Annotated in this window: 33 protein-coding genes; 2 read left to right on the plus strand and 31 right to left on the minus strand. The window is 61.1% G+C overall.

The features are described 5' to 3' along the window. Nucleotides 1-30: 30 nt before the first annotated feature. Nucleotides 31-2,670 (minus strand): glucosaminidase domain-containing protein, encoded by a 2,640-nt coding sequence (locus G3N58_RS15065; RefSeq protein WP_205999505.1) that lies wholly within the window; start codon nt 2,668-2,670, stop codon nt 31-33. Then, on the minus strand, nt 2,671-3,621 hold the full coding sequence (locus G3N58_RS15070; protein ID WP_205999506.1) for a hypothetical protein: 951 nt from the start codon (nt 3,619-3,621) through the stop codon (nt 2,671-2,673). It abuts the gene before it with no gap. Nucleotides 3,622-3,657: 36 nt separating this feature from the next. Between G3N58_RS15070 and G3N58_RS15075 the strand changes: the two genes are divergently transcribed. Further along, nucleotides 3,658-4,116, plus strand: a complete 459-nt coding sequence (locus tag G3N58_RS15075; RefSeq protein ID WP_205999507.1) for a hypothetical protein — start codon at nt 3,658-3,660, stop codon at nt 4,114-4,116. Here G3N58_RS15075 and G3N58_RS15080 read toward each other — a convergent pair. From G3N58_RS15080 to G3N58_RS15215, 28 genes are all read right to left on the minus strand, one after another. Beyond that, nucleotides 4,107-5,081, minus strand: a complete 975-nt coding sequence (locus G3N58_RS15080; protein ID WP_205999508.1) for a hypothetical protein — start codon at nt 5,079-5,081, stop codon at nt 4,107-4,109. The genes G3N58_RS15075 and G3N58_RS15080 overlap by 10 nt on opposite strands. 3 nt (nt 5,082-5,084) lie before the next feature. Then, on the minus strand, nt 5,085-5,546 hold the full coding sequence (locus G3N58_RS15085; RefSeq protein ID WP_205999509.1) for a hypothetical protein: 462 nt from the start codon (nt 5,544-5,546) through the stop codon (nt 5,085-5,087). Continuing rightward, entirely contained in the window at nt 5,543-6,112 is a 570-nt protein-coding gene (locus G3N58_RS15090; protein ID WP_205999510.1) for an aspartyl/asparaginyl beta-hydroxylase domain-containing protein, read from the minus strand. Before G3N58_RS15090 ends, G3N58_RS15085 begins: the two co-directional genes overlap by 4 nt. Further along, a complete protein-coding gene (locus G3N58_RS15095; RefSeq protein WP_205999511.1) occupies nt 6,109-6,435 on the minus strand; it encodes a hypothetical protein in 327 nt (108 codons plus the stop codon). The genes G3N58_RS15090 and G3N58_RS15095 overlap by 4 nt, the downstream gene beginning before the upstream one ends. 3 nt (nt 6,436-6,438) lie before the next feature. Beyond that, nucleotides 6,439-6,858 (minus strand): hypothetical protein, encoded by a 420-nt coding sequence (locus G3N58_RS15100; protein WP_205999512.1) that lies wholly within the window; start codon nt 6,856-6,858, stop codon nt 6,439-6,441. 23 nt (nt 6,859-6,881) lie between these two features. Continuing rightward, nucleotides 6,882-8,294 carry a packaged DNA stabilization protein gene (locus G3N58_RS15105; protein WP_205999513.1) on the minus strand — a complete coding sequence of 471 codons (1,413 nt, stop codon included), beginning with the start codon at nt 8,292-8,294 and terminating at the stop codon, nt 6,882-6,884. Next, entirely contained in the window at nt 8,291-8,677 is a 387-nt protein-coding gene (locus G3N58_RS15110; RefSeq protein ID WP_205999514.1) for a hypothetical protein, read from the minus strand. Before G3N58_RS15110 ends, G3N58_RS15105 begins: the two co-directional genes overlap by 4 nt. Beyond that, nucleotides 8,677-9,009 (minus strand): hypothetical protein, encoded by a 333-nt coding sequence (locus G3N58_RS15115; RefSeq protein WP_205999515.1) that lies wholly within the window; start codon nt 9,007-9,009, stop codon nt 8,677-8,679. Before G3N58_RS15115 ends, G3N58_RS15110 begins: the two co-directional genes overlap by 1 nt. Before the next feature lie 2 nt (nt 9,010-9,011). Further along, the gene (locus G3N58_RS15120) at nt 9,012-9,458 is read right to left on the minus strand and encodes a hypothetical protein (protein ID WP_205999516.1); all 447 of its coding nucleotides are present in this window, start codon (nt 9,456-9,458) and stop codon (nt 9,012-9,014) included. Between the two features lie 51 nt (nt 9,459-9,509). Further along, nucleotides 9,510-9,944, minus strand: a complete 435-nt coding sequence (locus G3N58_RS15125) for a hypothetical protein (protein WP_205999517.1) — start codon at nt 9,942-9,944, stop codon at nt 9,510-9,512. A gap of 66 nt (nt 9,945-10,010) precedes the next feature. Next, the gene (locus G3N58_RS15130; RefSeq protein WP_205999518.1) at nt 10,011-11,105 is read right to left on the minus strand and encodes a DUF4043 family protein; all 1,095 of its coding nucleotides are present in this window, start codon (nt 11,103-11,105) and stop codon (nt 10,011-10,013) included. Between the two features lie 3 nt (nt 11,106-11,108). Continuing rightward, nucleotides 11,109-11,867, minus strand: coding sequence for a hypothetical protein (locus G3N58_RS15135; RefSeq protein WP_205999519.1), 759 nt, complete (start codon nt 11,865-11,867; stop codon nt 11,109-11,111). 66 nt (nt 11,868-11,933) lie between these two features. Next, entirely contained in the window at nt 11,934-13,157 is a 1,224-nt protein-coding gene (locus G3N58_RS15140; protein ID WP_205999520.1) for a hypothetical protein, read from the minus strand. A 227-nt stretch (nt 13,158-13,384) separates the two neighbouring features. After that, complete coding sequence (locus G3N58_RS15145) at nt 13,385-13,948, minus strand: hypothetical protein (protein ID WP_205999521.1); 564 nt, start codon at nt 13,946-13,948, stop codon at nt 13,385-13,387. Continuing rightward, a complete protein-coding gene (locus G3N58_RS15150; protein WP_205999522.1) occupies nt 13,933-15,465 on the minus strand; it encodes a terminase family protein in 1,533 nt (510 codons plus the stop codon). Before G3N58_RS15150 ends, G3N58_RS15145 begins: the two co-directional genes overlap by 16 nt. Nucleotides 15,466-15,549: 84 nt before the next feature. Further along, the gene (locus G3N58_RS15155) at nt 15,550-16,146 is read right to left on the minus strand and encodes a terminase small subunit (protein WP_205999523.1); all 597 of its coding nucleotides are present in this window, start codon (nt 16,144-16,146) and stop codon (nt 15,550-15,552) included. Nucleotides 16,147-16,489: 343 nt separating this feature from the next. After that, nucleotides 16,490-17,242: a hypothetical protein gene (locus G3N58_RS15160; RefSeq protein ID WP_205999524.1), complete on the minus strand. Its 753-nt coding sequence runs from the start codon at nt 17,240-17,242 to the stop codon at nt 16,490-16,492. A gap of 87 nt (nt 17,243-17,329) precedes the next feature. Further along, complete coding sequence (locus tag G3N58_RS15165; RefSeq protein ID WP_205999525.1) at nt 17,330-17,818, minus strand: DUF2829 domain-containing protein; 489 nt, start codon at nt 17,816-17,818, stop codon at nt 17,330-17,332. A 15-nt stretch (nt 17,819-17,833) separates the two neighbouring features. After that, nucleotides 17,834-18,334: a DUF2591 family protein gene (locus G3N58_RS15170; protein ID WP_205999526.1), complete on the minus strand. Its 501-nt coding sequence runs from the start codon at nt 18,332-18,334 to the stop codon at nt 17,834-17,836. Beyond that, nucleotides 18,331-18,621: a hypothetical protein gene (locus G3N58_RS15175; protein ID WP_205999527.1), complete on the minus strand. Its 291-nt coding sequence runs from the start codon at nt 18,619-18,621 to the stop codon at nt 18,331-18,333. The genes G3N58_RS15170 and G3N58_RS15175 overlap by 4 nt, the downstream gene beginning before the upstream one ends. After that, a complete protein-coding gene (locus G3N58_RS15180) occupies nt 18,618-18,875 on the minus strand; it encodes a hypothetical protein (protein WP_205999528.1) in 258 nt (85 codons plus the stop codon). The genes G3N58_RS15175 and G3N58_RS15180 overlap by 4 nt, the downstream gene beginning before the upstream one ends. Nucleotides 18,876-18,907: 32 nt before the next feature. Next, a complete protein-coding gene (locus tag G3N58_RS15185) occupies nt 18,908-19,564 on the minus strand; it encodes a hypothetical protein (protein ID WP_205999529.1) in 657 nt (218 codons plus the stop codon). Then, nucleotides 19,564-20,055, minus strand: coding sequence for a hypothetical protein (locus tag G3N58_RS15190; protein WP_241017118.1), 492 nt, complete (start codon nt 20,053-20,055; stop codon nt 19,564-19,566). The genes G3N58_RS15185 and G3N58_RS15190 overlap by 1 nt, the downstream gene beginning before the upstream one ends. Beyond that, on the minus strand, nt 20,052-21,173 hold the full coding sequence (locus G3N58_RS15195) for a hypothetical protein (RefSeq protein ID WP_205999530.1): 1,122 nt from the start codon (nt 21,171-21,173) through the stop codon (nt 20,052-20,054). Before G3N58_RS15195 ends, G3N58_RS15190 begins: the two co-directional genes overlap by 4 nt. After that, nucleotides 21,170-21,487, minus strand: coding sequence for a hypothetical protein (locus G3N58_RS15200; protein ID WP_205999531.1), 318 nt, complete (start codon nt 21,485-21,487; stop codon nt 21,170-21,172). The genes G3N58_RS15195 and G3N58_RS15200 overlap by 4 nt, the downstream gene beginning before the upstream one ends. Continuing rightward, on the minus strand, nt 21,484-21,750 hold the full coding sequence (locus tag G3N58_RS15205) for a hypothetical protein (RefSeq protein WP_205999532.1): 267 nt from the start codon (nt 21,748-21,750) through the stop codon (nt 21,484-21,486). Before G3N58_RS15205 ends, G3N58_RS15200 begins: the two co-directional genes overlap by 4 nt. Continuing rightward, a complete protein-coding gene (locus G3N58_RS15210) occupies nt 21,747-21,977 on the minus strand; it encodes a hypothetical protein (RefSeq protein WP_205999533.1) in 231 nt (76 codons plus the stop codon). Before G3N58_RS15210 ends, G3N58_RS15205 begins: the two co-directional genes overlap by 4 nt. Beyond that, nucleotides 21,974-22,420, minus strand: coding sequence for a phage regulatory CII family protein (locus tag G3N58_RS15215; RefSeq protein ID WP_205999534.1), 447 nt, complete (start codon nt 22,418-22,420; stop codon nt 21,974-21,976). The genes G3N58_RS15210 and G3N58_RS15215 overlap by 4 nt, the downstream gene beginning before the upstream one ends. A gap of 168 nt (nt 22,421-22,588) precedes the next feature. Between G3N58_RS15215 and G3N58_RS15220 the strand changes: the two genes are divergently transcribed. Next, nucleotides 22,589-22,864 carry a hypothetical protein gene (locus G3N58_RS15220; protein ID WP_205999535.1) on the plus strand — a complete coding sequence of 92 codons (276 nt, stop codon included), beginning with the start codon at nt 22,589-22,591 and terminating at the stop codon, nt 22,862-22,864. An 86-nt stretch (nt 22,865-22,950) separates the two neighbouring features. Here the strand turns inward: G3N58_RS15220 and G3N58_RS15225 are convergent, their stop codons facing one another. Next, complete coding sequence (locus tag G3N58_RS15225; RefSeq protein WP_205999536.1) at nt 22,951-23,199, minus strand: Cro/CI family transcriptional regulator; 249 nt, start codon at nt 23,197-23,199, stop codon at nt 22,951-22,953. Nucleotides 23,200-23,206 lie beyond the last annotated feature (7 nt).

Consider the following 23,206-nt stretch of genomic DNA (forward strand, 5'->3'; position numbering starts at 1 on the left):
GCAAGCGGCTTGTTCACGGGTTTCATTCGCTTAGCGGCGCGCTGGTACGGCCGCAGCCCCTACGATCCCCGGAAGGAACGGCAAAAGCTGATTGACCGGATCAATAGAACTCCGCTCGACCGTCACTGGCGCCTGGCCAGCAAGCGCCTCTTGCGCGAGCCGCCGGTTACCCGTTTGATCAAACATATTTTTTGCAACACCCGCACCTAGTCGGATACCCGGCACCTTTTCTGCAATCGAAAGCAGCGCATTGACGGCGGAGTTCGAAATCGCCGCCGCGGTGTTGGAGTGATTTACGGCTGACCCGGCCGGCTCGGCCTGCACATTCGCTGCTACACGCCCGATTTGCTTCAATTGCGCAACCTGTCCCGGGTCGAACAGAGCGTTCAATTTCTGCGTGCCGATCGAGTTCAGCGCCTTGTTGTAGCCGGACTGAGAGAACGTACCTACCTCATCGCTCGCGCCACCGAGCGCCTTCTGTTTCAGGTAGTCGACCATCTGACGACGTAGCGCCATGCCTTGGTCCGGCACGATGTTCAGCATCGCGTTGATATCGCCGACGTTTCCGTTGAGCACAAATCGATTGAAAAAGGTGTCCGGAACGGCTTTCCCGCTGACGACCGCATTCAACGCCGGGACCGCGTCAATCGTGTCGAATCGCTCTTTTGCGACGGCGCGCGCTTTGTTGAATGCGGCCAGCGCAGCCGCGCCCTGGTCGGCTTCGCCGCCTAACAGCGGTTGTGCGTTATCCAGCGCCTTGCGCACGATTCCAAGCGCCGATACGACGTTGCCCTTGCCGCGCGCTTCAGCATCGGCGATGTCCTGTCCGAGAATGGATTTAAACTGCTCGGCCGTGCTCACGGTCAGAGGAGTTTCGGGCGATTGAACTTCACCTTGCGCGTTTTCGCGTCCGACGAATTTCGTGAGTTGCCGATCGACAGATGGCGGTAGGTGCAAATCACGCATCTGCTGCGCAAGTTGGTCCCGGGCTTCACTCACGAAGGCGTCCGCATCGAGGGGAACATCGTTCCCGTGGATGGCGTTGGCCTGGCTATACAGACTGCTGACACCCTTTTGCGCCTCGGCATCCTTCTGCGCGAGGGCGTTCATAACGCCTTGGCCGGCTTGATATTCACCCGGTGCTTCGAGCGCGCCCTGATTATTCAACGCGTCAATGAGCCCGCGATTCTGGTCGGCATAGCGTTGAGCGAGCTGCTCGCCGCCGATCTTGCCGCGGGTGTTGCGCTCGAGTGTGAACTGAGTCGGGTCGCGAGTCGCCTGCCCAAGCGTTAAGCTGCTGTCGGGCCCGAGCACCGCATCGCCCTCGGCGCGCCGCAGCAACGCGGCCGCGTCGATCGTGCCGTCCCGGGATAGAGCATCGGTCACACGTTGACGGGTCGCGGCGAGGATCGATTGCGGAATCGCCGAAATGTCGATGTTCTGATCCTGCGCAGCCTGCTGGATCAACTCATCAGCATTCACGCGCGCCGCCGCCCGGGTGCTGGGCATCGTGGAGCGAACAGCGCTTACGAGGCGGTCAACGCCGGTCGCGAGTCTGTCAGCCACCGCGCCGACTGCGCCGCCGACCACCGCGCCGGCGGCGCCACCGGCAGCGCCGCCCGCGACCCGGCCGGCGAAGTCGCCGACGGTGTCACTGCCATGCAAAGGCTGCGCGCCGCCCGTGACCGCGCCAGCGAGCGCGCCGCGCCCGAGCGTCGACAGCGCGCCGGCGGCAGGTGCCATGATTTCCGCGCCCACCAGATTGACCGGGTTCGCGACAGCGTCGGCCAGCTGGCCGACTGTCTGCTCTGTGCCGTTCCATGCATCGGGTGTGACTGCATCCACGCCGCGGCGAATAAGCGTGTCAACGTCCTGTAGGTGCGGGTCGTGACCGATTAGCGCGCCTGCGGAGTTGATTGCGGCGTTCACCGGGTTTGCCACGAAACCGGCAGCATCAGCGACGCCATGGCCGACCGCGCGCGCCGTGCGCCCGATCTGGTGCCCAACCTGCTCGAGGAAGCCGGGTTGCTGTTGCGCCTGCGGGTTGCCGCGCGCCGCGAGCGCGGCGAGCAAATCCGCATCGCTGATACCGGATAGTTCCTGTGGCGTGGCCGCGTTGGCCGTGCCGGAAATCGCGCTCGCCACCGCGTCACCCACACGCGCGAGCATGCTGGGTTGCTGCGGCGCCGCTTGAGGCTGATTGCGTTGCACGGTCTGAACCACCGCCGCAAGCTTTTGCGGATACTGCGGATCTTCCGCGTAGCCCTGCAGGCCATTTGCGAACTTGCCGACGTCTGAGCCCGCGCCAACAACGCCGGGATATTTCCGCGCGAGCAGGTTGGCTTGATCGGTGGCGAACGCGTCGGGCGAAGAGTACGCGCGATAGTTGTCCGTCGTTCCCGTCGCGTTGTCGGTGGCCGCCACGCCACCGCCCGAAAAGTCTTTCACGTTCCCGAGATTGTTCGTGCCCGGCACAACCGATTTGCCCCAGCCGGTTTCGAGACCCCATTGCGCGAGCAGCAAATTGGGATCGACGCCGAGCTGTTGGCCGGCCGACGCCGCGGTGCCTGCGTGCTGCGCAATGAAGGCGGCAGGTGTGTGTGCAGCGGCCGGCGCCGGCCCTAGCGACGATAGAAGCGCATCGTCCGAAATGTTGTCGAATTCAGCCATTCAATGCCCCATGGCGCGCAGACGCGCGGCAAATGCCGGATCGCGAGCAGCACGCTGTTGCGCGAGCGCGAGCTTTTGCTGGTCGCTCAACGTCGACAAGAGCGCGGCCGACGACGATTGCGCCGCTGCTTGCGGCTGCGGATGCGACGCGGGTTGAACGGCACCTGATTGCTGTTGCGGCGTCGCCGGCGGCTGGCCCGGTCGCGGCTGATCGGCATACGCCTGATTCGCCGACGAAATGATGCCGGGGATCAACGCCGCACCTGACCCGGCTTGCGCCTTCAAACCTTCGATGGCGAGATCGCGAGCGCGAGCTTTCTGCTCGATCGTGGCCGGCGTGTCGTTCGCTTGAGGAAAATATTTCTTGTCCTCGTTCGCAAACTCGTCTTGCGAAATTGCGGCGCCCGATTCCTTGCGCAGGACGGCCGAAATGAAGTTGCGCTTCGCCTGGTCGTAGCTTTGCTGCTGGTCGCTATTGAACACGTTCGTTGCGGTCCCGAGCGCGCCCCCGACGCCGGGCACCGACGTTGCAAGGCGGTTGATGAGGCTTGTATTCGTCGTGCCGCCAGCTTCGAGCTGACGCAGTGTGTTCTGCGCGTCGAGCGCGCGAGCGCCGAACGCGACGGCATTCCCTTGATCCTGATTCAGGTTGTTCGCGGTGCCGCCGATAGGCTGACCGTTCGCGCCCATGACCGGCGTGGACTGTCCGTTCACCTTGTTGACCACAACGCCATTCTTCGGATCGAATTCGAGCGCGCGCATGTTCTGTCCGCGCGTTTCAGTAGCGGCGGTGAGATTCTGTCCGCGGATAGTCGATGCTTCCGTGGCCTGATCGTGCCGCTGCGTCTCGCCGAATTGGGCCTGCTGCAGCGCTTGATCGATCGCCTTGTTGTGTTGGTCAAGCTGCTGCACAACCGTTAGCGCTTCGCGCTGCTTTTGGGAAACTAACATGGGGTCGTATTGCGGCGGCATAGTGGCGACCGCATCTTGCCCAAGGTGAGTCGCAGCCCACTGCCGCGCTGCGTCGTAGCTTTGCTGATCGGTGACGCCATTGAGCACCTGACCAATCGCGCCTACCTGTTGCAATGCGTTTTCGACTTTCGCTTTTTGTTGGGTGAGCTGCGCTGTCTGCGTTTCGGCGAGCGATTTCACAAGGCCGGGAACCGCAGCGCCATTACCGCTGGCCGCCACGCTATTGACGATGCCGCTCGAATTCAGCGTGCCGTCTGGATTGACGTTGCCCGGGGCCTTGAATGCATCGTTGAGGGCTTGAGACTGTGCCATCTGGCGCTGCTTATCCTGAATGGCGAGGCCCGTGAGCTGGTTCTGTTGCTGCGCGTTGGCCAGCGTCGCGACGTTCGCATAAGCCGTCAGCGGATTCTGGATCTGCGCCGGCTGAACCTGAAGAGCGATATTGGGATCGAGTGCCATGCCGTTCAACCGTAGTTCGAAGGATTGTCAAAGCCGCTGTACGAGTTGCCGTATAGCGTTGAGCCGGACGTCCCGCTGCTTTTGCCCAGCAGGCTATTGAGCAGCAGTGCGTTCGTGCCGCCGTTCACGGCAGTTGAAATGCCACCGGTTGCGGCATTCGCAGCGCCCACCGTGCCAGCCGCCTGCGCGGCCGCACCTGACGTCAGGGAATTGCCAATGCTGTTTGCGGACTGGGCCCCGAGAACGCCCGTCTGCGTCGCGGCGTTCTCGCCCGTATTGACAAGCCCAAGCAGGCGATTCGCGTTATCCGCCGCGACGCCATAGTTCGTCGTGAAATTGCCGAGGGCATTGTTTCGGTTCGCCGTATAGCCAGCCAGCGCCCGATTGAATGTGTCGCCATATGTGCTGTCGGCGAGGCCCGTCGCGAAAGTTTCCGCCCCTTTGATAGCAGCTCCAGACGCCCCGAGCCCGCGAGCCGATGCGCTGTTTTGCGACGCCTTGAGCCCTTGGTCAAGCGTGAACTGATAGCCGGGCGTTGCCGCGGCCTGCGCAGCAGTGGGAGCGGTGAAAGCCGCGTAGCTGAACTTTTGCTGAAGTGGGTTGTTCGGATCGACTCTCCATGCCGGCGTCCCATCGCTGTTCATCGGGGTTGCGTTGTACGCCTGATACCAGTTGCTGATCTGCGCTTGTGCGGAAGTGTCGCCCTTTGCTGCGGCAGCGAAGACCGCCTGCGACGGGGCAGCAGGCATGGACGACGTGTAACCCAATGCCTGCAGCAATGGATTGATCGCATTCGAACCGAGTTCGCGATAGGGCTCAAGATCGGAACGGGTCTGGTCGTATTGCTGCTCTTGTAATTGCGCAGCCTGCGTGGCCGCATCTGCTTGCGTGTTGGCGGCTGACTTGGACGCGTTGCCACCGATGACAGCTGAACCAATCCCGCCAACGGCCGCTCCGATACCGACTGCTGCTGCGACCATGATTTAGTCCCTCCCAAGCCATTTTTCATACGTCGTCTCGACCGGTTGAAAATCGAGATAACGGAATAGCGCCGAAACGTCGTGCGCGACCTTGCTACCGACAGCCCAACGCTTCACGCCGCGGCGCCTCAGCTCGGCTTCGATGAAACGGAACATGCGAACTCCGACAGTCCCTGTGCGACGACTTGGCGCAACGAAGAAGATATCCGGCGAGCACGTGAGGCATGATCGATAGTGCAGCCCCGGCGCAATGAAGCACACGAAGTAGGCGACGATTTCGCCGCGCTCGCGACCCACAACCATCATCAGCGTCCCATCTGCTTCACGGGCGCGGTAGACGTCAACCATAGGCTCCAACGGCACGCCGTGATCCTTGTGCGTTGAAATTTCGCCATAGTGCTCGCGCAATAGCGGCAATAGCTCGCTATAGACGGATGAGAACGGCTCGATGACAAAAGTGATCATCGGGCGGTCCGGATATCAATGACGACGTTGATTCGATCGCTCGCGCTATTGTTAATTACCTCGTGCTCAAGCGCGTTGTTGAACCACCAAACCTCGCCGGGGCGCATGCCGATCTGTTCGTCCTCACAGCGGAACACATTGCCTGGTTCGCTTTCGAGAACCAAGTGATGACGCGTGTAATACGTGGCATGCGCCGGCGTATCTGCATGCGGGAAGATCCTGCCGCCCGGCTTGAGCTTGTTGATCATCACACGCCCGAGCCTTTCGCCATGCAGGCGCGCCATCAGACCCATTACGAGCGGGCGCGCTTCCGTGAGCAACTTGTACGGTGGGTAATCGATACTCTCGTGGGGATCATGCGTGAGAATATGTTGCTCAACTTCTGCCTGAGTCTCTTTCACGGCTTTCACCGGAAAGCGCAGCATGATTGTTTCCGTGTCGCCGAACGGACCTTGCGGATAGTCTCGAAGGTACGTATCTTCTTTCCACAAATGCGGATTGCGCTTGATAGCAGCAAGCAACGGCATCACGTCGACGCCTTCAGCGATCTTGAGGAAATTTTTCACGCGTCGGCCTCCGCACCAGTGAGCGTCAGCGTCACGCCGTCACCATCAGCGAACAGCTCGGTCGGATTGACGATTTTCAGATTGAGGATTTCGGTGATCGGCAGCGACTTACCGGCGGGCACCGATACCTGATGCACGCGCGTGGCATCGTCTGCGCTGCCGCCGGTCGGCACCAGATACACATTGAGCGTTACCGCGGCCACCGTCGGGTTCCAGGCGTTGGCCGATTGCACAGACCCCTGTTTCTTGAGGCTCGGCACATAGACCGCGGCGGGTGCGCCAGTCAGCACTAATTGACCAAATGTTTTCCAAGCAACGGACATGGTTCAGCCCTCAATGAGTTTGCGCGTGTCGTCCGACTGCGGCGCACACGATGCGACAGGTTCAGGAAGCGGCGAGCACGCGCTGATGTGCACGCCGATGGGATCGGGTAATGTGGCCCAGGCGGGGCTGGCCGGCACTGCGACCGGCAGACCCATCACAAGCGCTTCGAGCGCCACCACGCGGCCAAGAATCGCCGTCATGAGGGCCGCGTACGGATTCGTTTCAACGGTGAGCTGTAAATCCGCAATTTCTTCCGCGTGCTCGCCGAGTTCCTTCGTATGGTCGAGTACGGTCGCGGTCAGCCCGGCGAGGTCACCGCCGCCGATGCCACCGGTGCGCGTGAACAGCGCAAGCAGGAATTCGCGCCAAACCGGCCGCAGTCGGCCAGACGGATCGGTCAGCGTCACTTCCGGCGGCGGCATCGGGGCTTTCGTATTGATAGCCATCACGCCCCCAACTCGGAATCGATATAGGCGCCGTTCAGAGCCGTTTTGACCTTCGCCGACCACGACACTTCGAAGACGCGTTCGACGGCCCGGCCGCACCGGTTGAACGACACGATCTTGCCGAATTCGCCGCGCGCGCCGAGCCCGCGCGAAATGTAATTGCCCCACGTACGCCCGCGCGTGTCCGACCAGCGCAAGCGCACCTGCGGTTCCTCAACGTCGACAGGACTTTCACCGACTTCCATATCGAGAACAAAACGATCGAGGAAGATCCGCTTTTTCTCGTTCGAAATAGCGGGGAACGAGCGAATGTGAATCATCGGCGTGCCCGCGTCGTCATAGGCATCGGACGTCATTTCGTATAACGCGCCGGTTTCCCAATCGCCTACGAGCTGCATGCCGTTCCAGCGGGCGAAGCACGCCGCGCGGTGACGGAGAAGAGTTCCGTCGGGCGCGAGGCCCGCGCGCTGGTGCCATTGGCTCGTCGCGAGGTCAAACGACCAGGTCTTTTCCGCGCTCGGAAAGGTGATGGTGTAGAAGGTGTGGCCATTCTCGGTATGCGAATAGGCGAACGCATCATCGACGCGCGGATAGCCCTTCATTTCGGCTTCGAGCGCGTGCGTGGAGATGCGAAGCGCGCTCATGTCGCTGCTGCGGAAAATGAACGCAGCGCCCTTGTCGTCACTCGATAGCCAATACACCGACGTATCGACGTTCGATACGGTGGCCGCAGCCGCGCAACCGTGCTGGATGAACACGCCGGGATAGCGCGAAAAAGCGAAGTCGGCGTCGCCGGAGTTGTACCAAATCTCCGTTGTCCGCTGGCCGAAAATCCAGATAACGCCGTTGACCACAGCGTTCGCGACGGTCTTGTCCGGCGCGCCATTCTTCGCCGCGATGTCGAGCGGGTCGAAGGTAACGGCAAGCGCGCCGGTCACGTAAAACTGCCGCGTGCCGGGCTGATTGAAGATCATGAAATCGTCGAGCACCGAAACGCGCGGCGAGCCATAGAACCCAGGGTCGTTGATCTGCGCGAAATCGTACGTGGTCAAATCCACCGTGTAACCGGCTTCCGTGCCGTCGACGATGACCAGCGTCAGGCTGTTGTCCTCCATCGACACGGGCCCGCTCGTCGACGCCACCGTACCGAGAAGCGTAAATGACCAGTCCTCCAGAACGCGGTACACCGAGTTCGCGACTACTGCGAACAGATCGCCGCTGCTCGCCGTGAAGAGCCCGCGAAATGCCCGCAAGGGCGCGGTCGCGCGCAGGACTAGCCCAGGCGTCAGATGGTAAGTGGTCGGAAATTCGGCGTCACCCGGGTTCTGTTCCGGATAAAGGTTCACGCACCGCTGCGCGCTCGCGATAAGCGAGCTGGCCTGATATGCCCCGCCGAGAAGTGGAAGCTTCATGCGCGCCACCCGTAATCAGCGCCGCTCGGCCAGAACCATGCGAGCAGCCCGCGGCGCCGCGTCACCATGTAGCCGAAAATCAGCGTGGTCTTCAGGCCGTCAGCGTCGACCATATAGATGCGGTACGGTGCGCGCGGCCGGCGATATTGATTCGCAGGAAACGGCGCGAAGGTGAAAACGTTCCCGATGGCGGTGATCGATTGCGAGGGGTAGCCCGGCAGTTCAAACGTCAGCGTCGAGCCCGTCAGGTCGATCGTATCGATATCGTCGGTCGCGTCGGTCGAATAGATGTCGACCACTACGCGGAAATCGTCATCGCGAGCAACTTCGAAATCGCGTTGCTGGGCCGGCGAATCGAGAGCCACCGAGAATTTGACGTCCATCAGAAATACTCCGTAGGCGTGCTTTCACCCGATGCCGGTGTACTGATGAGGCTCGTAATTTCACGTTGGCCCCAATCCCATACGTCCTGTGTCAGCCCCTGGCCGAATGACGGCGCCGCGAGAAACGATGCCATGAAGACGTACGGCTCTTCAGCAGCTTCGGGAATCTCCTGAAGCGTCCACCGCACGCGCTCATCCTTTTTCAGGCTCGCGTGCGCGGCGGATACTTTCTGCTCGGCAATAAGCAGATCCTCGTCATCTGGCGTTTGACCGTTCCCGACAACCTTCAGGTTCTGAAGCACGCGCTTCGCGAGGTCTGCTACCGTCGCCATGGTTACGCCTTCGGAGGCTGCGGCGGCACGAGCGCCGTGAGGCGATCAATTTCCGCCTGCATCGTGGCGATCTTCGCGTCCGACTCCGATTTAGCCGCTGCGAGCGCCGAGTCGAGCGCGGCCGCGGCGGCGCTGTCTTTCTGCGCGCTCAGGTCGGCCAATGCCGAAGCGCGCGCCGCATTCATCTCCGATTCGAGCTTGCCCATCGCGGCGTTGAACTGCTCGCGGGTGCACGTATCGCTGGCCGGCTGTTTCTCGTCGCCGCTTTCCGGATCGGGCGCCGCGCCCTTATAGCCGGTCACCTTGAAGTGCGAGTTGTTGACCAGCTTCGAGGCGATGAAATCGGGCACCGTCAGGGTAATGCCGCGCTCGAACACGGTGCCCTTATGCTCGACACTCGGCGTGTTGTCGGCGCCTTTCGGGTCGCCGATGAAAGTCACTTTTGCCATTGCTGTTCGCTCCATTCGTCGAGGGCGGCCGGCTGGCCACCCTCACGCGCGTTATGCGCTGGGTGGCAGGAAAACGACCGTGAGGTCGACGGTGCCGGCCTGGCCGGTGGCGGGCGCCGCGTGCACCGTCACGTCGATCGTGTCGTCACTGACGAGCGTCAGCGGCTTCGCCGTCGACGCGCTCGCGCGGGCGATACCGCCGGCCTGACCGATGTTCGATGCCGCGATGAAATAGTCCGGATCGACGCCGTACCCGACATCGAGGGTGATCGTCGGTGCGCCGTTCGAATCGAGGTCCGACGCAGCAATGATGACGTCGACGATCGTCGAGCCAGCCGCCAACTTCGGGCCCGTCAGCACATCATTGAGAGCGAGCGCGGCCGTCAACGTCGCGCGCATCGTCTTGCATTTCAGGCCTGCGGCATCGCCGGCGCCCGGCATCGCGTCCGGTCGGCCGTCCGGATTGCTCATCTGAATAATGGTCATATCAAGATCCTCAGAAGTGGTACGTGTCTGGAAGACGCGCCGCGCGAGCGCGGCGTCCTCTCAGGCTTAGGCGTCGGCAACAGCGGCGGTGTAGACCGTCACCAGGCCATGCTGCACGAGATTGTCGGTATCGTCGGGACCGCGGCCGAAGAGCAGCTTTTCAATGCCGCGAATTTCCTGAACGCCGACGCCCGTGCGGAAACCGTAATCACGAACGTTGGTCGTCGACTTCGTGCGCTGCGCCCATGCAATACCGACTGCTTGCGCGCCGCACAGGAAGTTCGCACCGCATTGAATGCCTGCCGCGCCCACCCCCGGCAAGAACGGAATTTCGGGAATCTCGCGGATGATTACGCCGTCCCACTGCAACGAACCGCCGGTGAACAACGGGTTGTTGGCCAGCGCGCCGCTCTCGCGCGGGCGCGCCGTACGGTTGGCTTCGACCATCGCGGGATCTTTGCCCAAGTCGCGGAAGGAAAGCGAGTTCGCGAACATCACGAACCATTCCTCATCTTCCGACAGGCGGATCGGCTTGATGGCGGGCGACGCGAGTTGCGCACGGCGCTTGGCCAGGCTGACGATGTCGCACGAAAGCTTATCGGCGGTGTTATCGAGGTTCGCGAGCGATGCCGAATGATCGTTGCCGCTGTTGTTGCTCAGCGCTGCGCCGAATAGCACACGGTCATTGTTGTCGGCGAGCCATGCATCTTTCTGAGCTTCGGAGGCGGTCGTATACAACATGCCGTTGATGGAGTAGAAAGCCGCGATCGTGCCGTCGCGCATTTTCTCCATGGCCCAAAGCTTGAGGCCCGTCTTGCCGGCGTCGCGCAGATCGATAACCGACTTCTGTTCGTCCCAATCGGTCACAACCACCGCGTTACGCAACGGATTGACCTCAACAGACATCGAGCGCGAATCGAGTTCGTCTTCGTTGCCTTCGAGTACCTGATTGCCCGTGACCCCGTCGCCCTTGAGCTTGCGCACGTTGGCGAAAGTGACGCGATCGCCCGGCTTACGGGTCAGGTCGTCTTTCAGTTGGATGATGGAATTCTCGTCGGTGCCCATGTAGCGCTTGAAGCGCGAGTCACGGACGTATTCCATGAAAAATTGATCATCCCATTGCTGGGGGGTTAGACCTTGGCGTGCGACTGTGTCGACCATTTGTTACCTCGGTTTCAGAATGTCATTGAGTGGCGTCGGCCCGGTCCACGTCGGCGCCGATCGGGGGCCGGCAGAACGGGCAGTCGCCAGTGATTTCGGAAGAGCGGGCGCGGAGGCTTGCGTCGTGGAGGCTTCGGCCTGTTGTTGCTGTTGCTGCTGACCTTGAATTTCAGCCATGATCTTTTCGCGCAGCTTCGCTTCATACGCGGTCGGATCGTCGCCGATGTCGGTCAACGCCTGGATACGCTGGGCCTGCTTGTACATCCATTCCCATGGATGCCGCTGCTTCGCCAGTTCCGCACCCAGCGCGGGGTTCTTCGCTACTTCTGCTTGGAACACCGCGAGCTTTTCGTCCACGTCCTGATGCTGGTTGCGCAACATCATTTCGGAGACGTTCATCCGCTCATTGAGAAGCGCCTGTTCAAAGGTCAACGGCGTTTGCTGTTGCTGTTGCTGCTGACCTTGCTGCCCGCCGCCGGCGCGCAGATGCTTAAGCTCTTCCTCGAAGCGAATGGCCTTTTCCTTCCAGTCCTGACGGCCTTTACGCTCTTCTTCCAGCGCTTTCAACGGAACTAGCTTGTCCTGTTCGGGTGCCGGCGGCGCACCATCTGCAGACTGTTGTTGCGCGCCTTCGCTTTCTCCTGCTGGCTGCGCCGTCGTCTGCGTTTCGCCCGTGCCTTGAGTTTGAGCGTTGTCAACTGTTGCAGCAGCGGTATTGACATTGCTCGACTCTCCGCGAAGAACGTTTTCCAAGCTTTCCATTTCTAGCTCCCAACAACGCCCGATTCGACCCGGCGGCAGTCATACACGCCCGAAGCCCGGCGGCGGCTACTGCTCAATCTGTACGACCTGCGGCGCCTGCTGCGCAGCCGCGATGTTCCTGATAGCGGTGGATTGCGCAGCACCGGCCTGCGCATCGAGCTTTCTGATTTCGGCCGCAGTCTTCATCTGGTCGAGAGTCGACGGTCCCTGTGCGGGCACAGCGGCGGCCGCCGGCTCCTGCGGCTGATGCGCCTCGCTCATCGCTTTCACGGCCTGCGCGTGTGCGTGTTCGGCCTCGGCAGTCGTCTTGGAGATATCCGCCTGGGCCTTCGCCGTGTTGATCTGCTGAGCCTGCTGCTGAGCACCAGCGTTCTGCTGCTGTGATTGCTCGAGCATTTCAATGAGCTTGTCTTTATTGCGGAGCTGAGACGCTTCGATCAGCACTGCCGGCGGCAACGGAACGCCCGATTGCGCGAGCTGCGTGAGCATCTGGAACTGCTCGGCCTGAATGTTGGCGACGTCCGGACCTTCCTCGATCGTGATATCGACGTCGAGCCCGGCAATGTCGTTGTCGACGCGCACAATCTGCTGCAAACGCGGATCATTCGGCTGCATGGGAGGCTGAACCTGTTGCAGGTATTGCGCGGCCTCCGCAGGGTCGAGTTCGCCGAGAGCCTGCTGAAGCGTCACGGGCTGATTAAGGCCGACCCACTTCGCGTTTCGCTCGTCGTCGGTGACGCGAATCCATTTCTCACTCGTCCAGAACTGGCGAATGCACAACCAGGAAGCCTCATAAACCTGCTTCGTCCACTGGCGAAGGTCGTCGATAATCGGTTCGACCTCGATCGCGCCACCGGCTTGCTGTGACTGAATCGCGCGGCCCGACTGAATGCGAGGATCCTTGCCGGCCATCGCGGCATTCGGGCCGCTTGCCTGAAGTTCGCCGGTTACCTGCTGCATCAACTCGATTTGCGCGGCCGCCATATCGCCGGTGGGCAAGATGCCGAAATCCTTGTTCAACTCACCGGCGTTCTGGATTTCGATATGCCCGTCCGGTTTCGCGAGTTCGCGGCGCGCCTGATCAAGGTCGCGAATGGCGTTCTGATTGCCGAAGGTCTGCCGCACGCTGATAAGGTGCAGCGCCTTGGAACGGCGTTTGTTCAACTCGTCCTGCAGCGAAAGCATGTCCGTGACATGCCCGTACCGGTTGTTCTCGCGATCGACATACGCCGAGCGCAGATGAAGCGTGCTCGTCGGCTGGCCGTTGCGATCGAGATACGGCGACACCATCGGCTCTTCGAGATAGCCACCCTTGGTGAACGTCGCAATCATCCAGACGCCTTTCCAGATGAAATGGCACTGGACGATACGCACGCGAGTGCGGCGGTTATCGCACCACGTCGAGAACTTCGGACGATCGTCGTATGTCTGGCTCATCGAGTTCGAATTGAGCGTCGCTTCGATGATGTCTTCGCGGCCCGGGTAATCGTCGATGGCCTGCTGCTTGTCGGACCAGATCACGATGCCCCCTTGTACCGTGCGTCGCTGAAATCCTTCTGACGGCTATACGCGTCGTACCAGATACGATCCCACGGGATGCGCGCGATATCGACGTCGTAACCATCGGGGCTCTGTACTGCGGTGATATCGACGCCGCCATAGCCTTCGATCAGCATGTCTTCGTACACGTCAGACCGAATGACGTCGAAGTCATTGCGGTCGGCGACGTAGCGCAGCGAATCGGTCGCGGCTTCACTAAGTTGCTCTTCAGCCGGGTCACGCGGGAATGCCTTCGGATCGCTCCGCATGCGGCGCTCGAAGCCGCGCAGGTACTCCACCTTGCGCTTGACGTAGTTGACCGTCACCGCGGGCTGACCGCGCTTTCGGAGAATCTCCAGTTCGCGCGGCGTCCAGTGCTTACCATCGTAGTAATCGCGTGCGCGCTCAGAACGCTCGCGCGGGTCGCGCGTCATCCACTCAGACTCTTCGAACCACCGGCACAACACGGTCGCGTCCGGTGCGTCGTCCGCGCCGGACTGGTCGTAACCGATATTCGCCGTGACGGTCAGGCTGTTTTCCATGATCCGTCATCCGTGTCATCGTTGTTGAACGCGCGGTCCCAGCTGTCGCGCTCGACCGGCCGCTGCTCCTTCACCGGAATAATGGCGGGGTGCGCATCGGCGATCGCGCGACCAATCAAGCTGCCAGCGTCGACCTCGTCGTCGTGCTTCGCGGTCGGGAACTTGATGTACTGGTCGAGCACGTCGTCGCCTTCCGGCCCGTCCGGTAACCAGATGCAGCCGCTCGAGGCCATGCCCTGAAACGCCTGCGCCTTGACCTCTTTATCGTTGCCGTGCGGGCTGATTGGTTCAATGCGAACGAACTGCTTCTCGCGGCGCATCGCGGCGGTAACGAAACCGGCGACCGATTTCCAGTTGTTGTCGTCTTCCGGAAACCAAGCGAGCGGCCGGTACTTGCGAATCAGACCGGTGCGCTTTTCCTCGGGCGGAACCTCATGGTTCTCCGCAGCCTTCACGTTGCCGACCACATTGGCGCACAGCTTGTCCATCGTGATCTGTTCGCGAAAGCCATCGATCAGATAGACGTTTTCGAAATGGTCAACTCCCCACACACGCACGCATGCGAAATCGGCCGTGTCGGTGCCGCTCGGCGCGTGATCGCTCGTCATGTAGTAGTTGAGGCGCAGCGGCTGACTGCCCGGGCGGTACCGCCGAAACCAGTGCTTCTGGAAGTAGGTGCCCTCGGCGGGCGCGGGCTTCTGCTGATACAGGGAAGACCACGTGCGGCGATTGAGCTTGAACGGCTCCCAATGCTGCAGGCTGAACCATTCGGGCCATAGCGTTTCGCCAATCTGGCGGCCGAGCGGATCATCAGCGCGGTCCGCGATCGCCGGCAGACAGATGACGTGCCACACACGACCGTCGCGGCCTTTGAACACACCCGACTCGCCGTCCCAGTCTTCCGGCAGAATGCGGCCGGCCACGTCGTCTTCGTGCCAACGTGTCTGGATGATTACCTGCGGCGCGCCCGGGATAAGGCGCGAGCAAAAGTCATCGATATAGGCGTCCCATGTCGAATTGCGGACCGTCTCGGACTCGGCTTCCTTGCGGCCCTTGATCGGATCGTCGAGCACGCCGAGCGCGCCGCGGTTACCCGTCAAACCAGCAAGCAGACCGCCTGCCATGAATTCAGAACCGTTATCGAGCGTCCATTGGTGCGCGGCCCGGTTGTCGCTGACAAGCCCGATATTCATCAGGCGTTGAAAGCTCATCGACTTCACGAGCTGCCGCGCACGGCGCCCTTGCTTCATCGCGATTTCGGTCGCGTAGCTCGCAAGAATGGTGTTGCGGCGCGGCTTGCGCGCCATGAACCACGGAACGAAGACGATATCGCTGTAAGTGCTCTTCGCCGAGCCCGGCGGCATGAGTACCATGAGGTTCGGAATCGTACCGTCGTCGATGCCCTGCAGCTTCGTGCAAAGCAAATGATGGTGCGCGGCGAGCTTGCCGATGCGCATCATCGAGAACTGGTCCTCGTCAGCAGCATCGGTAATGGGCACGGTCGGAATGTCTACCATGCATGCGAAGTCGGGAAGGCTGCGGCGCGCGAGCAATCGCCGCGCGGCCATAACGTCTTCAACAGTGAAATCCCGACCGCCCATTCAATCGACCTTGATAGATGCCAATGCCCGCAATTGCTCTTCGGAGAGAGAGGTAACGTCAACCGTCGTCGTGACGATCGGACCGCCGGCCGGTCCGGATATTTCGCTCTTCACCCTGTCCTGATTCCAGCCCATCAAGCGCGCAATGCTGTCGAGCGCACTTTTCTTGTCGGCCCACTTGACCTTTTTCGTAACCGTCGGCGCGGGCGTCGTGTTGCCTTCCTCGTCGACCTCAACCGTCTGCTGCGTGACGACTTCGAACCCTGCGAGCGAAGCGGCCGTGGCCGCATCCAGCTCGGGAACATCTTTCAGCGTTCCATCCGGACGATAGAAATTGCGGGGGTCAGAAAAAGCTAACCGCGCATATTCTTCGAGCACCCGTTCACGCGTTATTTCAAACTTGCTCGCCATCGACAGTCGCCGAGCGGCAATCGCTTCCTGAATATCTGCTTTCGTCAACAGCCGCGAGGCCTGCTTCACAGCGGTCTTGGGGCTATATCCCGCACGAATCGCCGCCTGCGTCCCATTCAGATCGACGAGGAATTCATCGACAAAGCGCTCTCGCTTCGGAATAGGTTTTCGAGTCGGTTCAGTCATGCTGGCTTCATTACCCGTAAAATAAATAGACCTAAATAAATCGGATAACAGCCAATCAGCAACCGGCAGTATCCGACATATTGCTAGACGAAATCTTGGCTAAATTGCGTTGAGGCGCTCGAATCATCGGCGCTTCGCTCGGATCGCTGCCGGTTTTGATTGCCCAAGCGATCAAAAGCAATGAGCCGATCGAGTGCGACGGCTCGACGCCGTTCCGGTAACTCTGCAGCGAACTGCGGGGGATCGACGTGATACGCGAGAGTTTGTATAGGGAAAAGCCGTCCCCGCAAAGGTCAGCGAGGACGCGGAACCAGTCAATGCAAACAGTGGACGGCATCGGCGCTCAGTCGATCAGGGTAAATCGATGTTCGTCGGCGTAGCGCGCGAATCCATCCGCGTGCAATTCGCCCGGTCGCAACTCAATACCGTGTCCGAGCGTACCCCCTTTCCACGAACCTTTTTCAGGTCCAACTTCCTTGCTGAAGGCGATGTCGAGCGAACGTCGCACGCGTGCACGCCGGAATAGCGAGAGCCATTTGAACCAGCCTTGACCAAAGTGAAACTCGAATTCCTCGATGTGAGTCGCGGCCTCAATTTCTTCGCCGTCGTAGTCGAGGAAGCGAAACACCCGCTTGGGGACTGTCTTCTCATAGGCGAGCTTATTCGTGATGTTCTCGAAGCCGCGCGCCTCTCGGTCACCGAACGTACGAAGCAACTCGCCTTGAAGACCGAAATAGCTTTCGCGCACGAAACGCCACTGCGTCCAAGGCAGATGTGTGCACCACGACTTCGTAGTAGTGCTGTCATTGGTCTGCGCGCCGAAGAACACCTGCAAGAACCCTTCCGATACGCGAAATCCCCACTCGCGGGAGTGGATGTCGAAATAACCTCGGGCTGGATTTGTGGACCACGAGTAGACAGACGTATCGATCCATCGCGAGTATGGCTTTAGGAACTCAGGCAGACGCCATTCGATGCGTCTGCGGAACGCGTACAACACGATGGCATTGCACCGCGATCGACACTCGTCGTCGGCTGTCTCGTAGGTAAGGCCGATCGGCTTCCAACCGCCTATATCAAGGCGCTCAATCTTCATGCACGATTCTCCATGTGAATAGATGTAGATGGTTGCCGGGGGGTCTTACGCGCAACGTCCGCTGCCCCGAAGGCGACCTCCCGCCGATTACTCGATGATTTGCCAATCGTCCGCGAGGCAGTCGGATATGGACGGCGCCCAAGTGCTGACCGTATCGTCGACTCCCTTGAGTGCAAGATACGCGTTGTACGGCACCATCGAACCGTCGCCAAAGTGCGCCTTGGCCGCCCCTGTCTGCACCGGGTACGAATTCGCAGGCACGTAATAGACGAACTGGCCTTTGCCGTTCCACCCCAAGCGCGCGATGCGCTGACCCTTCTTCGCTGCTTCGACTGCGAGGCCGAACGGCAAGCCGTCGGCCGCGCGATACGCAGCGTCTGCCTGCGCTTTCGGAGACCATGAAACATAGCCCGCATACTCGGTCGTGTTCGGCTTGCCGCCGTCGAGGTATTCGACGAGATAGCCTTCGTCGGAGCCGATTTCATTGAGCGGCAAGACCCAGCCACGGAAATCGTTGTATTCCTGCCGCGTCATCGGCTGCAGATTGACCAGCTTCGTTCCAATATGGAGCTTCATGGATTTCCCAGGTAGTTAAAGAAGGTGCTGCTCGTGGCGCGCTTTCCAGCGCAAAAGACTCTGTTCGGCCTGCATATCGCTCATTGCGGCAACGCCGCGGCTATCGAAATCGCGGGGCGCAGCGGCTGCCGGCCGCGGCAGTTCGGTGATATCAACCAACCGCTTTTCCGCGATCGCCTCGGCGACGCACAGACGGCAGATAGCGACATTCGGCGAAGCGTCACAGAACAGCCCGTGAAAGTTCGGGTTCTGTTGGGCTTCGGCGAGCCATATCCAAACGGGCGGCACGCCCCCGGCGCATGCATCGCGACGAGGAAAGACCGTGTAGTGACGTTCGAACGCGATGGCGCCCGCCAACAGCACGTTGCTGGTGGGCTCGTAAATCTGATAGCCGCCGCCGTGCACGTCGATACGGCAATAGCTTTGGCCGTACATGCTGCGCACTTCGGCTTCGAAGCCCCGTGCTTTGGCCACCCAGAAATCAAGCTCAGCGCCTTTCAGTTCGTCGATGTTCACGAAGCACCCCTCACGTCCCATTCGTTGTCGTTGCTCGCGAGAAACGCGGCGAGCGATCGGCGGTTGTGCGCGATCACCGCTTCCACCAGATAGGTGCCATCGGCGTTGAAGCGCTTCTGGTCCGCGAATTCGCGATACTTCTCCGGTAATTCGATGTCGACAGTGATATAGGCGGCGGCCGCCTTCGGCGCGATCACCGGTCGGCGCACGCGCACCGCGATGCATTCGAACGTTTCATAGCCGTCTGCGCTCTCGAAGGGCAGCGGCATGCGCACAAGCAGTCTCATCCGTAGAGCCGCTCCAAAGTGGCGTTGAGCAAGTCGAGCTGCGTCATCTTCAGAATCTGCAGATAGGTTTGATCACCGTGCACGCCATTCTTGCCGCGGTGGCAGTCGTCGGCGCATAACGGCACGGTGCAAAAGTCGCCGGCCCGCTGCGCGCCGCCATGCCCCACGCGCACGTGATGCACTTCCGTTCTGCTCGTCTGCGGTCGGTCGAGCAGGAAGCAGCAGATGCACTGCATCTGCGATATGCGGCCCATGTGTGCGCGCTCGCGCGTGTTCGCGCGCCGCGTCACGCCGCCACCTGCATTACAAGGCTCGCGAACGGGTCGAACTGCCCCGCGCGAACGAGCACGCGCTGGTTATATTCCCTGCAGCATTGAGCTGATGTCTTTGGCGCTGGCCGTTCGGCGTCGGCGCTATTTCCAAGCGCCCAACGCGCCGCCACATCGCCGAACGTCGACTTGCGCATCCAACTATCGACACGGAAGGTTTGCCCGCGCCCGGCGCTGAGCACCTTGTTGATTTGGCGCACCGTGGCACCGGTCAGTTTCGCAAGCTGGTCCGCACGGAGCGGCGACGAGTCCTTAAGCGCCGCTTCGATTGCAGGCTTTACGAATGCATATCCGATGCGCCCGGTCCGTCCGCGCTTACCCAGGATGCCGAGGCGCATCGCCTCTGCCCGGGCAGCGTCATAGCTGCGATTCGGCAAGCGCTTCATGCCTACCTTGATCGAGAGAGAGCCCGCCCATATGTCGCGAAGGGTCGCACGCTCTTCGGGCGTCCACGCTACAAACCCCGAAAGGTTGATGCCCATCCGTGAGGCATGGCACTTCGCGGCATTCCACTCACGCCCGGGCAGGCGATGCATCTGCGACAGCAGCGTGACGCCACTTTGCGATACTTCAATGAGGATGGCTTCTTCAGCCTTCGACCATTTCGCGCCCATCACAACTCCCTGATATCGAAACCGCCGCCCTTGGCCTTACGCACCAGGCGGAAAGCAAACGGATACTGCGTCGCAGCCGCCTTCAACTTCACGTTCGCGTCTTCTTCCATGAAACCCTTGAATTCGTGCAGTTCGAGCGCGCCGCTCGCGACGATCAACGCGAAATCCGGCGTAAAGAACGTGTTGTCAGCGAGGCGAAGCTTGATACCCTCGAAGCGGAACCAGAGCACGTCGCCCACATGCCGCCGCGCTTCCAGATGCGCCGCGTATGCCGCTTCCGATTTGTTCATCTTCCCGCCGCCCAAGCGGCCAAGCTGGCGGTGCACCGCGCGCGGATCGCCGACCATCTTCGATAGCTCCGCGCCTAGCCCAGGCATTTCCTCGGACTGCAGGCGCGCCGCCGCACTGGCGATTTCCCCGCGCACGCGAGCGGTGCCGAAGCGACCGCCCGCGATCGCGCTTTCCGGGTAGCGAAGTGGGTTCTTGCTCATGACGCGTAGAAGTCGGGGGGCAGCAGTTCGTCGCCGAATGTCGCGACGGCAAACTCGAATAGCTGCTGGGAGTTGAAACGCCGCGCGTCGCGCAGCACGAAATCAATCGCGGCCTTGTCCCTGGAGGCTTTCACGACCAGCACGCGATACATGGCGATCGGCTCGTTCGGCTTACGCGGCCGCACGCCGAATGCGACGCCGCGCGCTTCGATGACTTCGGGCGTTCCCTCGTACCACGCGCCATCCGTGGCGGGCGGCGCGTCGCCGGCGGCCGGCGCTGTGCGGTCTTTCGCCGGGTCGTGGCTCAGTACCCAGTTTTCCCACGTGGCTGACCAGTCGACGCGCAGCGCGGCATTGCCGGGCTTGGCCAGCCAGTAATTGCGGAACTTGCGGGCCTGCCGCGCCACTTCGGCGGCGTCCCAGCCGGGTTGATCGAGCAGCGCCTGTGCGATCTGCTCTTCGGTCGGCTTCCAGTCCGGATGAATTCGCGCGGCGGTCGGTTCGGCTTTCTGGTTTTCTTCGTCCGGAGGGAGAGAGTTCGGCGTGTGCTCCGCGCGCGCATCGCTCTCTCTACCTAACTCCTGTAAACCTACTCTACTCTTGGGGTCCAAATTTGGAGGGGCTTCAGGGGAAATTTGGAGGGGCTTCGAGGTAAATGTGGAGGGGCTTCCCGGTAAATCTGGAGCCGCTCCAGATTCGGAGGGGCTCCGTTTTTGGTCTCCCTTAGGGGCTCCGGATTTGGAGGAGCTCCGTTTTTGGTTCTGCTTCGCTTCGTACTCTTTCAGCGACGGCGGGCTGAGCATGAGCGTTTCGCGCGTCTGCTGGTCGAGCTGCTGCACGACGACCGAACCTTCTGGCGCAAGCAGCTGATAGACAATGATGCTGCCCGTCTTGCCCATGCGCCGCTTGGTCTCGACAAGAAAGCCGAGCGCGATCAGCTTGTCCCGGCACTTGCGCACGGTCTTGATATCGAGCTCGGTGTCGGCGAGCAGCTCGTCGTTCGACACCCACGTTGAATAGTCCTCGGCCGCCCAATGCGCGTAGGTCTTCAGCAGCGTCTTCGTGCTGCTGTCGCCAACGCGCTGACGCTTGGCCCACTGGTAGGCGTATCCGCTCATTGGCGCGCCCCCCCCGTCACGGTGAGGGTGTAGGTCGTCGCGCTGCCCGGCCGGCCGGCACGCGTGAGCAACCCGGCGCGCTCCAGCGCGTTCAGGCTGACGAAGACCGTCATGCGCGTGACGTTCGCGCGATTGACGAGGTAATCGACCGTCAGCTGACAGGTGTCCGCGTCGTCGGCCTTCTCCGAGAGCGCAAGCAGGATCAGCTTTTGCGTTGGGAGCACCGCGAGATTCCAGATTGCATCTGTCCGCCGCTGCCGCGCTGTCGCGACGGCGATCGCCGCGCTTCCCGAAAGGGTGAGGATCGCGCTCATGGCTTCACCCATTCGAGACTGAGGCGGTACTGAATCCCGCGGCCCGGCACCCGCATGCGGATGAAGTAGCCTTCCTTCTCCAGCTCGCCACTGAACTTGCGCGCCGCCGATTCGCTGATGCCGCAGACCAGCGCCAGCTTTTGCACGAGCATGAAGCCTTCGAGCGTGCGCATGTCCGCGTTCCGGTAGATCGCGAGCAGCACCAGCTTTTTCAGGCCGGGCATTTCGAGCGGCCAGACCGGCGATTCGTGAACGATGCTCATGCGCGCCGCCATACCCAGTGCACGACGAAGCCGCGCAGCCAGGAGAACAGGTAGAGGAAGCACAGCGCGAAAATGCCGTACTGGCCAGCCTTCCACGTCGTGTAGAACCAGAATGGCTGTGAGGCGAGCCCGAACAGGCACGCGAAGCGCCGGCGGCGCGGCCGCGCGTCCTGCGAGAGGAACACGGCGGCCACGCCGAAAAGGCCGATGGCGATCTGTTCGATCATTCCCGCTCCGCCATGCCTTCGATACGGCCGACGAGCCCGAACAGCTTTCTCATGTGCGCCCAAACACGATCTTTCACGCGAACAACTTCATGCTGCTGAACACGGCCATCGGCGAACGTACGGTTCACTTCCTTCCCGATGTCGCCGTTCGTTTCCCATGTCTGAGCCATCAGCTCGACGATTGCCTCGTCGGAGCAGTGCTCGACGCCGGGCACCTTGTGAAGCAGATAGCCCCGCTCGCGAGCCCACGCCTCAAGAATCCTGTCGTCGTTCGCCACCTCCGTGACCCGTACGGCATTCACCAGGGTGAGTTGATGCGTATCTGTGTTCGGGTTGACCTTGCTGCGCAGCACTGCAGCAGACATCCCAATCCGCGGCGCAAGCGATTCACAACCGCCCGGATAGTCGTGCGCAACAGCATGCGCGGTGTCGAGGATGTTCAATTAATTCTCCGGACAAACGTGTTTTTCTGCGGTTAGGATCACTAAAGTGCTATCACTGTTACCGCCTAGCGCGCCGCCGGCGGCGGCCGGACCGCTTTATGGGTGGGGCTTCCTGTCGTGTCAGAATCGGGTTTCCACACACCGATCAAGTTACAACAGGAAACCCCGATGGATAGTCAAGAAATCATCGACCTGAAAATTCAAGTGGAGGCGCTTCAAGCAGTACTCGTAGCGCTGCTTTCTCGGGTTCAGACAACGGATTACCACGTCGTTGCGCGGCTTCTAGCCACGCAGCCAGATGCACGCATTTCGCAACACGGAACGGCCTTGGAGAGCGGCGGCCGTGTGAGGAAATACGTCGATTTAATTTTTGAAGCTGCGGGAAAGGCGGCCGAAGCAATGCGGCCGCCTCCGCAGCAGTCCGATGAAATGGATCAGCATTGACGGCTTCGAGGAAAGCGCGCCGGGCGCGCATCTTTTTTTCGAGGTAGCTCATGCTGTCACCTGTTCTGTTGGCTTGGATCGCAAGATCAGGCCGCAAGCGGGCGCGGCAAAATGGCCTCTAGTTCGGGCCAGATTTCTCGCCAGTCATCGGGGCGCAGATCTTGGCGCGTGACGGCGCCATCCGTGAAGCGCTCGATCCGGCTGCAATATTCGGGGCGAATAGCGCCACCTTCCTTCCAGTTGGAAATGGTTTGCTGGGTGACGCCGATCGCCTTCGCAAGACTCGCCTGCGACCCCGCTATTAGGATGGCTTTCTCGATGTGCTCTTTCGTCATTGCGCGG

The sequence above is a fragment of the Paraburkholderia sp. Ac-20342 genome, assembly GCF_017104985.1.
Taxonomy (GTDB): domain Bacteria; phylum Pseudomonadota; class Gammaproteobacteria; order Burkholderiales; family Burkholderiaceae; genus Paraburkholderia.

Excerpts from the sequence above, each read along its gene's own strand:
- G3N58_RS15065 (WP_205999505.1), bottom strand. The coding sequence starts at position 2,670 with ATGGCTGAATTCGACAACATTTCGGACGATGCGCTTCTATCGTCGCTA.
- G3N58_RS15070 (WP_205999506.1), bottom strand. The coding sequence starts at position 3,621 with ATGTTAGTTTCCCAAAAGCAGCGCGAAGCGCTAACGGTTGTGCAGCAG.
- G3N58_RS15080 (WP_205999508.1), bottom strand. The coding sequence starts at position 5,081 with ATGGTCGCAGCAGCAGTCGGTATCGGAGCGGCCGTTGGCGGGATTGGT.
- G3N58_RS15085 (WP_205999509.1), bottom strand. The coding sequence starts at position 5,546 with ATGATCACTTTTGTCATCGAGCCGTTCTCATCCGTCTATAGCGAGCTA.
- G3N58_RS15095 (WP_205999511.1), bottom strand. The coding sequence starts at position 6,435 with ATGTCCGTTGCTTGGAAAACATTTGGTCAATTAGTGCTGACTGGCGCA.
- G3N58_RS15100 (WP_205999512.1), bottom strand. The coding sequence starts at position 6,858 with ATGCCGCCGCCGGAAGTGACGCTGACCGATCCGTCTGGCCGACTGCGG.
- G3N58_RS15105 (WP_205999513.1), bottom strand. The coding sequence starts at position 8,294 with ATGAAGCTTCCACTTCTCGGCGGGGCATATCAGGCCAGCTCGCTTATC.
- G3N58_RS15110 (WP_205999514.1), bottom strand. The coding sequence starts at position 8,677 with ATGGACGTCAAATTCTCGGTGGCTCTCGATTCGCCGGCCCAGCAACGC.
- G3N58_RS15115 (WP_205999515.1), bottom strand. The coding sequence starts at position 9,009 with ATGGCGACGGTAGCAGACCTCGCGAAGCGCGTGCTTCAGAACCTGAAG.
- G3N58_RS15120 (WP_205999516.1), bottom strand. The coding sequence starts at position 9,458 with ATGGCAAAAGTGACTTTCATCGGCGACCCGAAAGGCGCCGACAACACG.
- G3N58_RS15125 (WP_205999517.1), bottom strand. The coding sequence starts at position 9,944 with ATGACCATTATTCAGATGAGCAATCCGGACGGCCGACCGGACGCGATG.
- G3N58_RS15130 (WP_205999518.1), bottom strand. The coding sequence starts at position 11,105 with ATGGTCGACACAGTCGCACGCCAAGGTCTAACCCCCCAGCAATGGGAT.
- G3N58_RS15135 (WP_205999519.1), bottom strand. The coding sequence starts at position 11,867 with ATGGAAAGCTTGGAAAACGTTCTTCGCGGAGAGTCGAGCAATGTCAAT.
- G3N58_RS15140 (WP_205999520.1), bottom strand. The coding sequence starts at position 13,157 with ATGGTGTCGCCGTATCTCGATCGCAACGGCCAGCCGACGAGCACGCTT.
- G3N58_RS15145 (WP_205999521.1), bottom strand. The coding sequence starts at position 13,948 with ATGGAAAACAGCCTGACCGTCACGGCGAATATCGGTTACGACCAGTCC.
- G3N58_RS15150 (WP_205999522.1), bottom strand. The coding sequence starts at position 15,465 with ATGGTAGACATTCCGACCGTGCCCATTACCGATGCTGCTGACGAGGAC.
- G3N58_RS15155 (WP_205999523.1), bottom strand. The coding sequence starts at position 16,146 with ATGACTGAACCGACTCGAAAACCTATTCCGAAGCGAGAGCGCTTTGTC.
- G3N58_RS15160 (WP_205999524.1), bottom strand. The coding sequence starts at position 17,242 with ATGAAGATTGAGCGCCTTGATATAGGCGGTTGGAAGCCGATCGGCCTT.
- G3N58_RS15165 (WP_205999525.1), bottom strand. The coding sequence starts at position 17,818 with ATGAAGCTCCATATTGGAACGAAGCTGGTCAATCTGCAGCCGATGACG.
- G3N58_RS15175 (WP_205999527.1), bottom strand. The coding sequence starts at position 18,621 with ATGAGACTGCTTGTGCGCATGCCGCTGCCCTTCGAGAGCGCAGACGGC.
- G3N58_RS15180 (WP_205999528.1), bottom strand. The coding sequence starts at position 18,875 with ATGGGCCGCATATCGCAGATGCAGTGCATCTGCTGCTTCCTGCTCGAC.
- G3N58_RS15185 (WP_205999529.1), bottom strand. The coding sequence starts at position 19,564 with ATGGGCGCGAAATGGTCGAAGGCTGAAGAAGCCATCCTCATTGAAGTA.
- G3N58_RS15190 (WP_241017118.1), bottom strand. The coding sequence starts at position 20,055 with ATGAGCAAGAACCCACTTCGCTACCCGGAAAGCGCGATCGCGGGCGGT.
- G3N58_RS15195 (WP_205999530.1), bottom strand. The coding sequence starts at position 21,173 with ATGAGCGGATACGCCTACCAGTGGGCCAAGCGTCAGCGCGTTGGCGAC.
- G3N58_RS15200 (WP_205999531.1), bottom strand. The coding sequence starts at position 21,487 with ATGAGCGCGATCCTCACCCTTTCGGGAAGCGCGGCGATCGCCGTCGCG.
- G3N58_RS15205 (WP_205999532.1), bottom strand. The coding sequence starts at position 21,750 with ATGAGCATCGTTCACGAATCGCCGGTCTGGCCGCTCGAAATGCCCGGC.
- G3N58_RS15210 (WP_205999533.1), bottom strand. The coding sequence starts at position 21,977 with ATGATCGAACAGATCGCCATCGGCCTTTTCGGCGTGGCCGCCGTGTTC.
- G3N58_RS15220 (WP_205999535.1), top strand. The coding sequence starts at position 22,589 with ATGGATAGTCAAGAAATCATCGACCTGAAAATTCAAGTGGAGGCGCTT.
- G3N58_RS15225 (WP_205999536.1), bottom strand. The coding sequence starts at position 23,199 with ATGACGAAAGAGCACATCGAGAAAGCCATCCTAATAGCGGGGTCGCAG.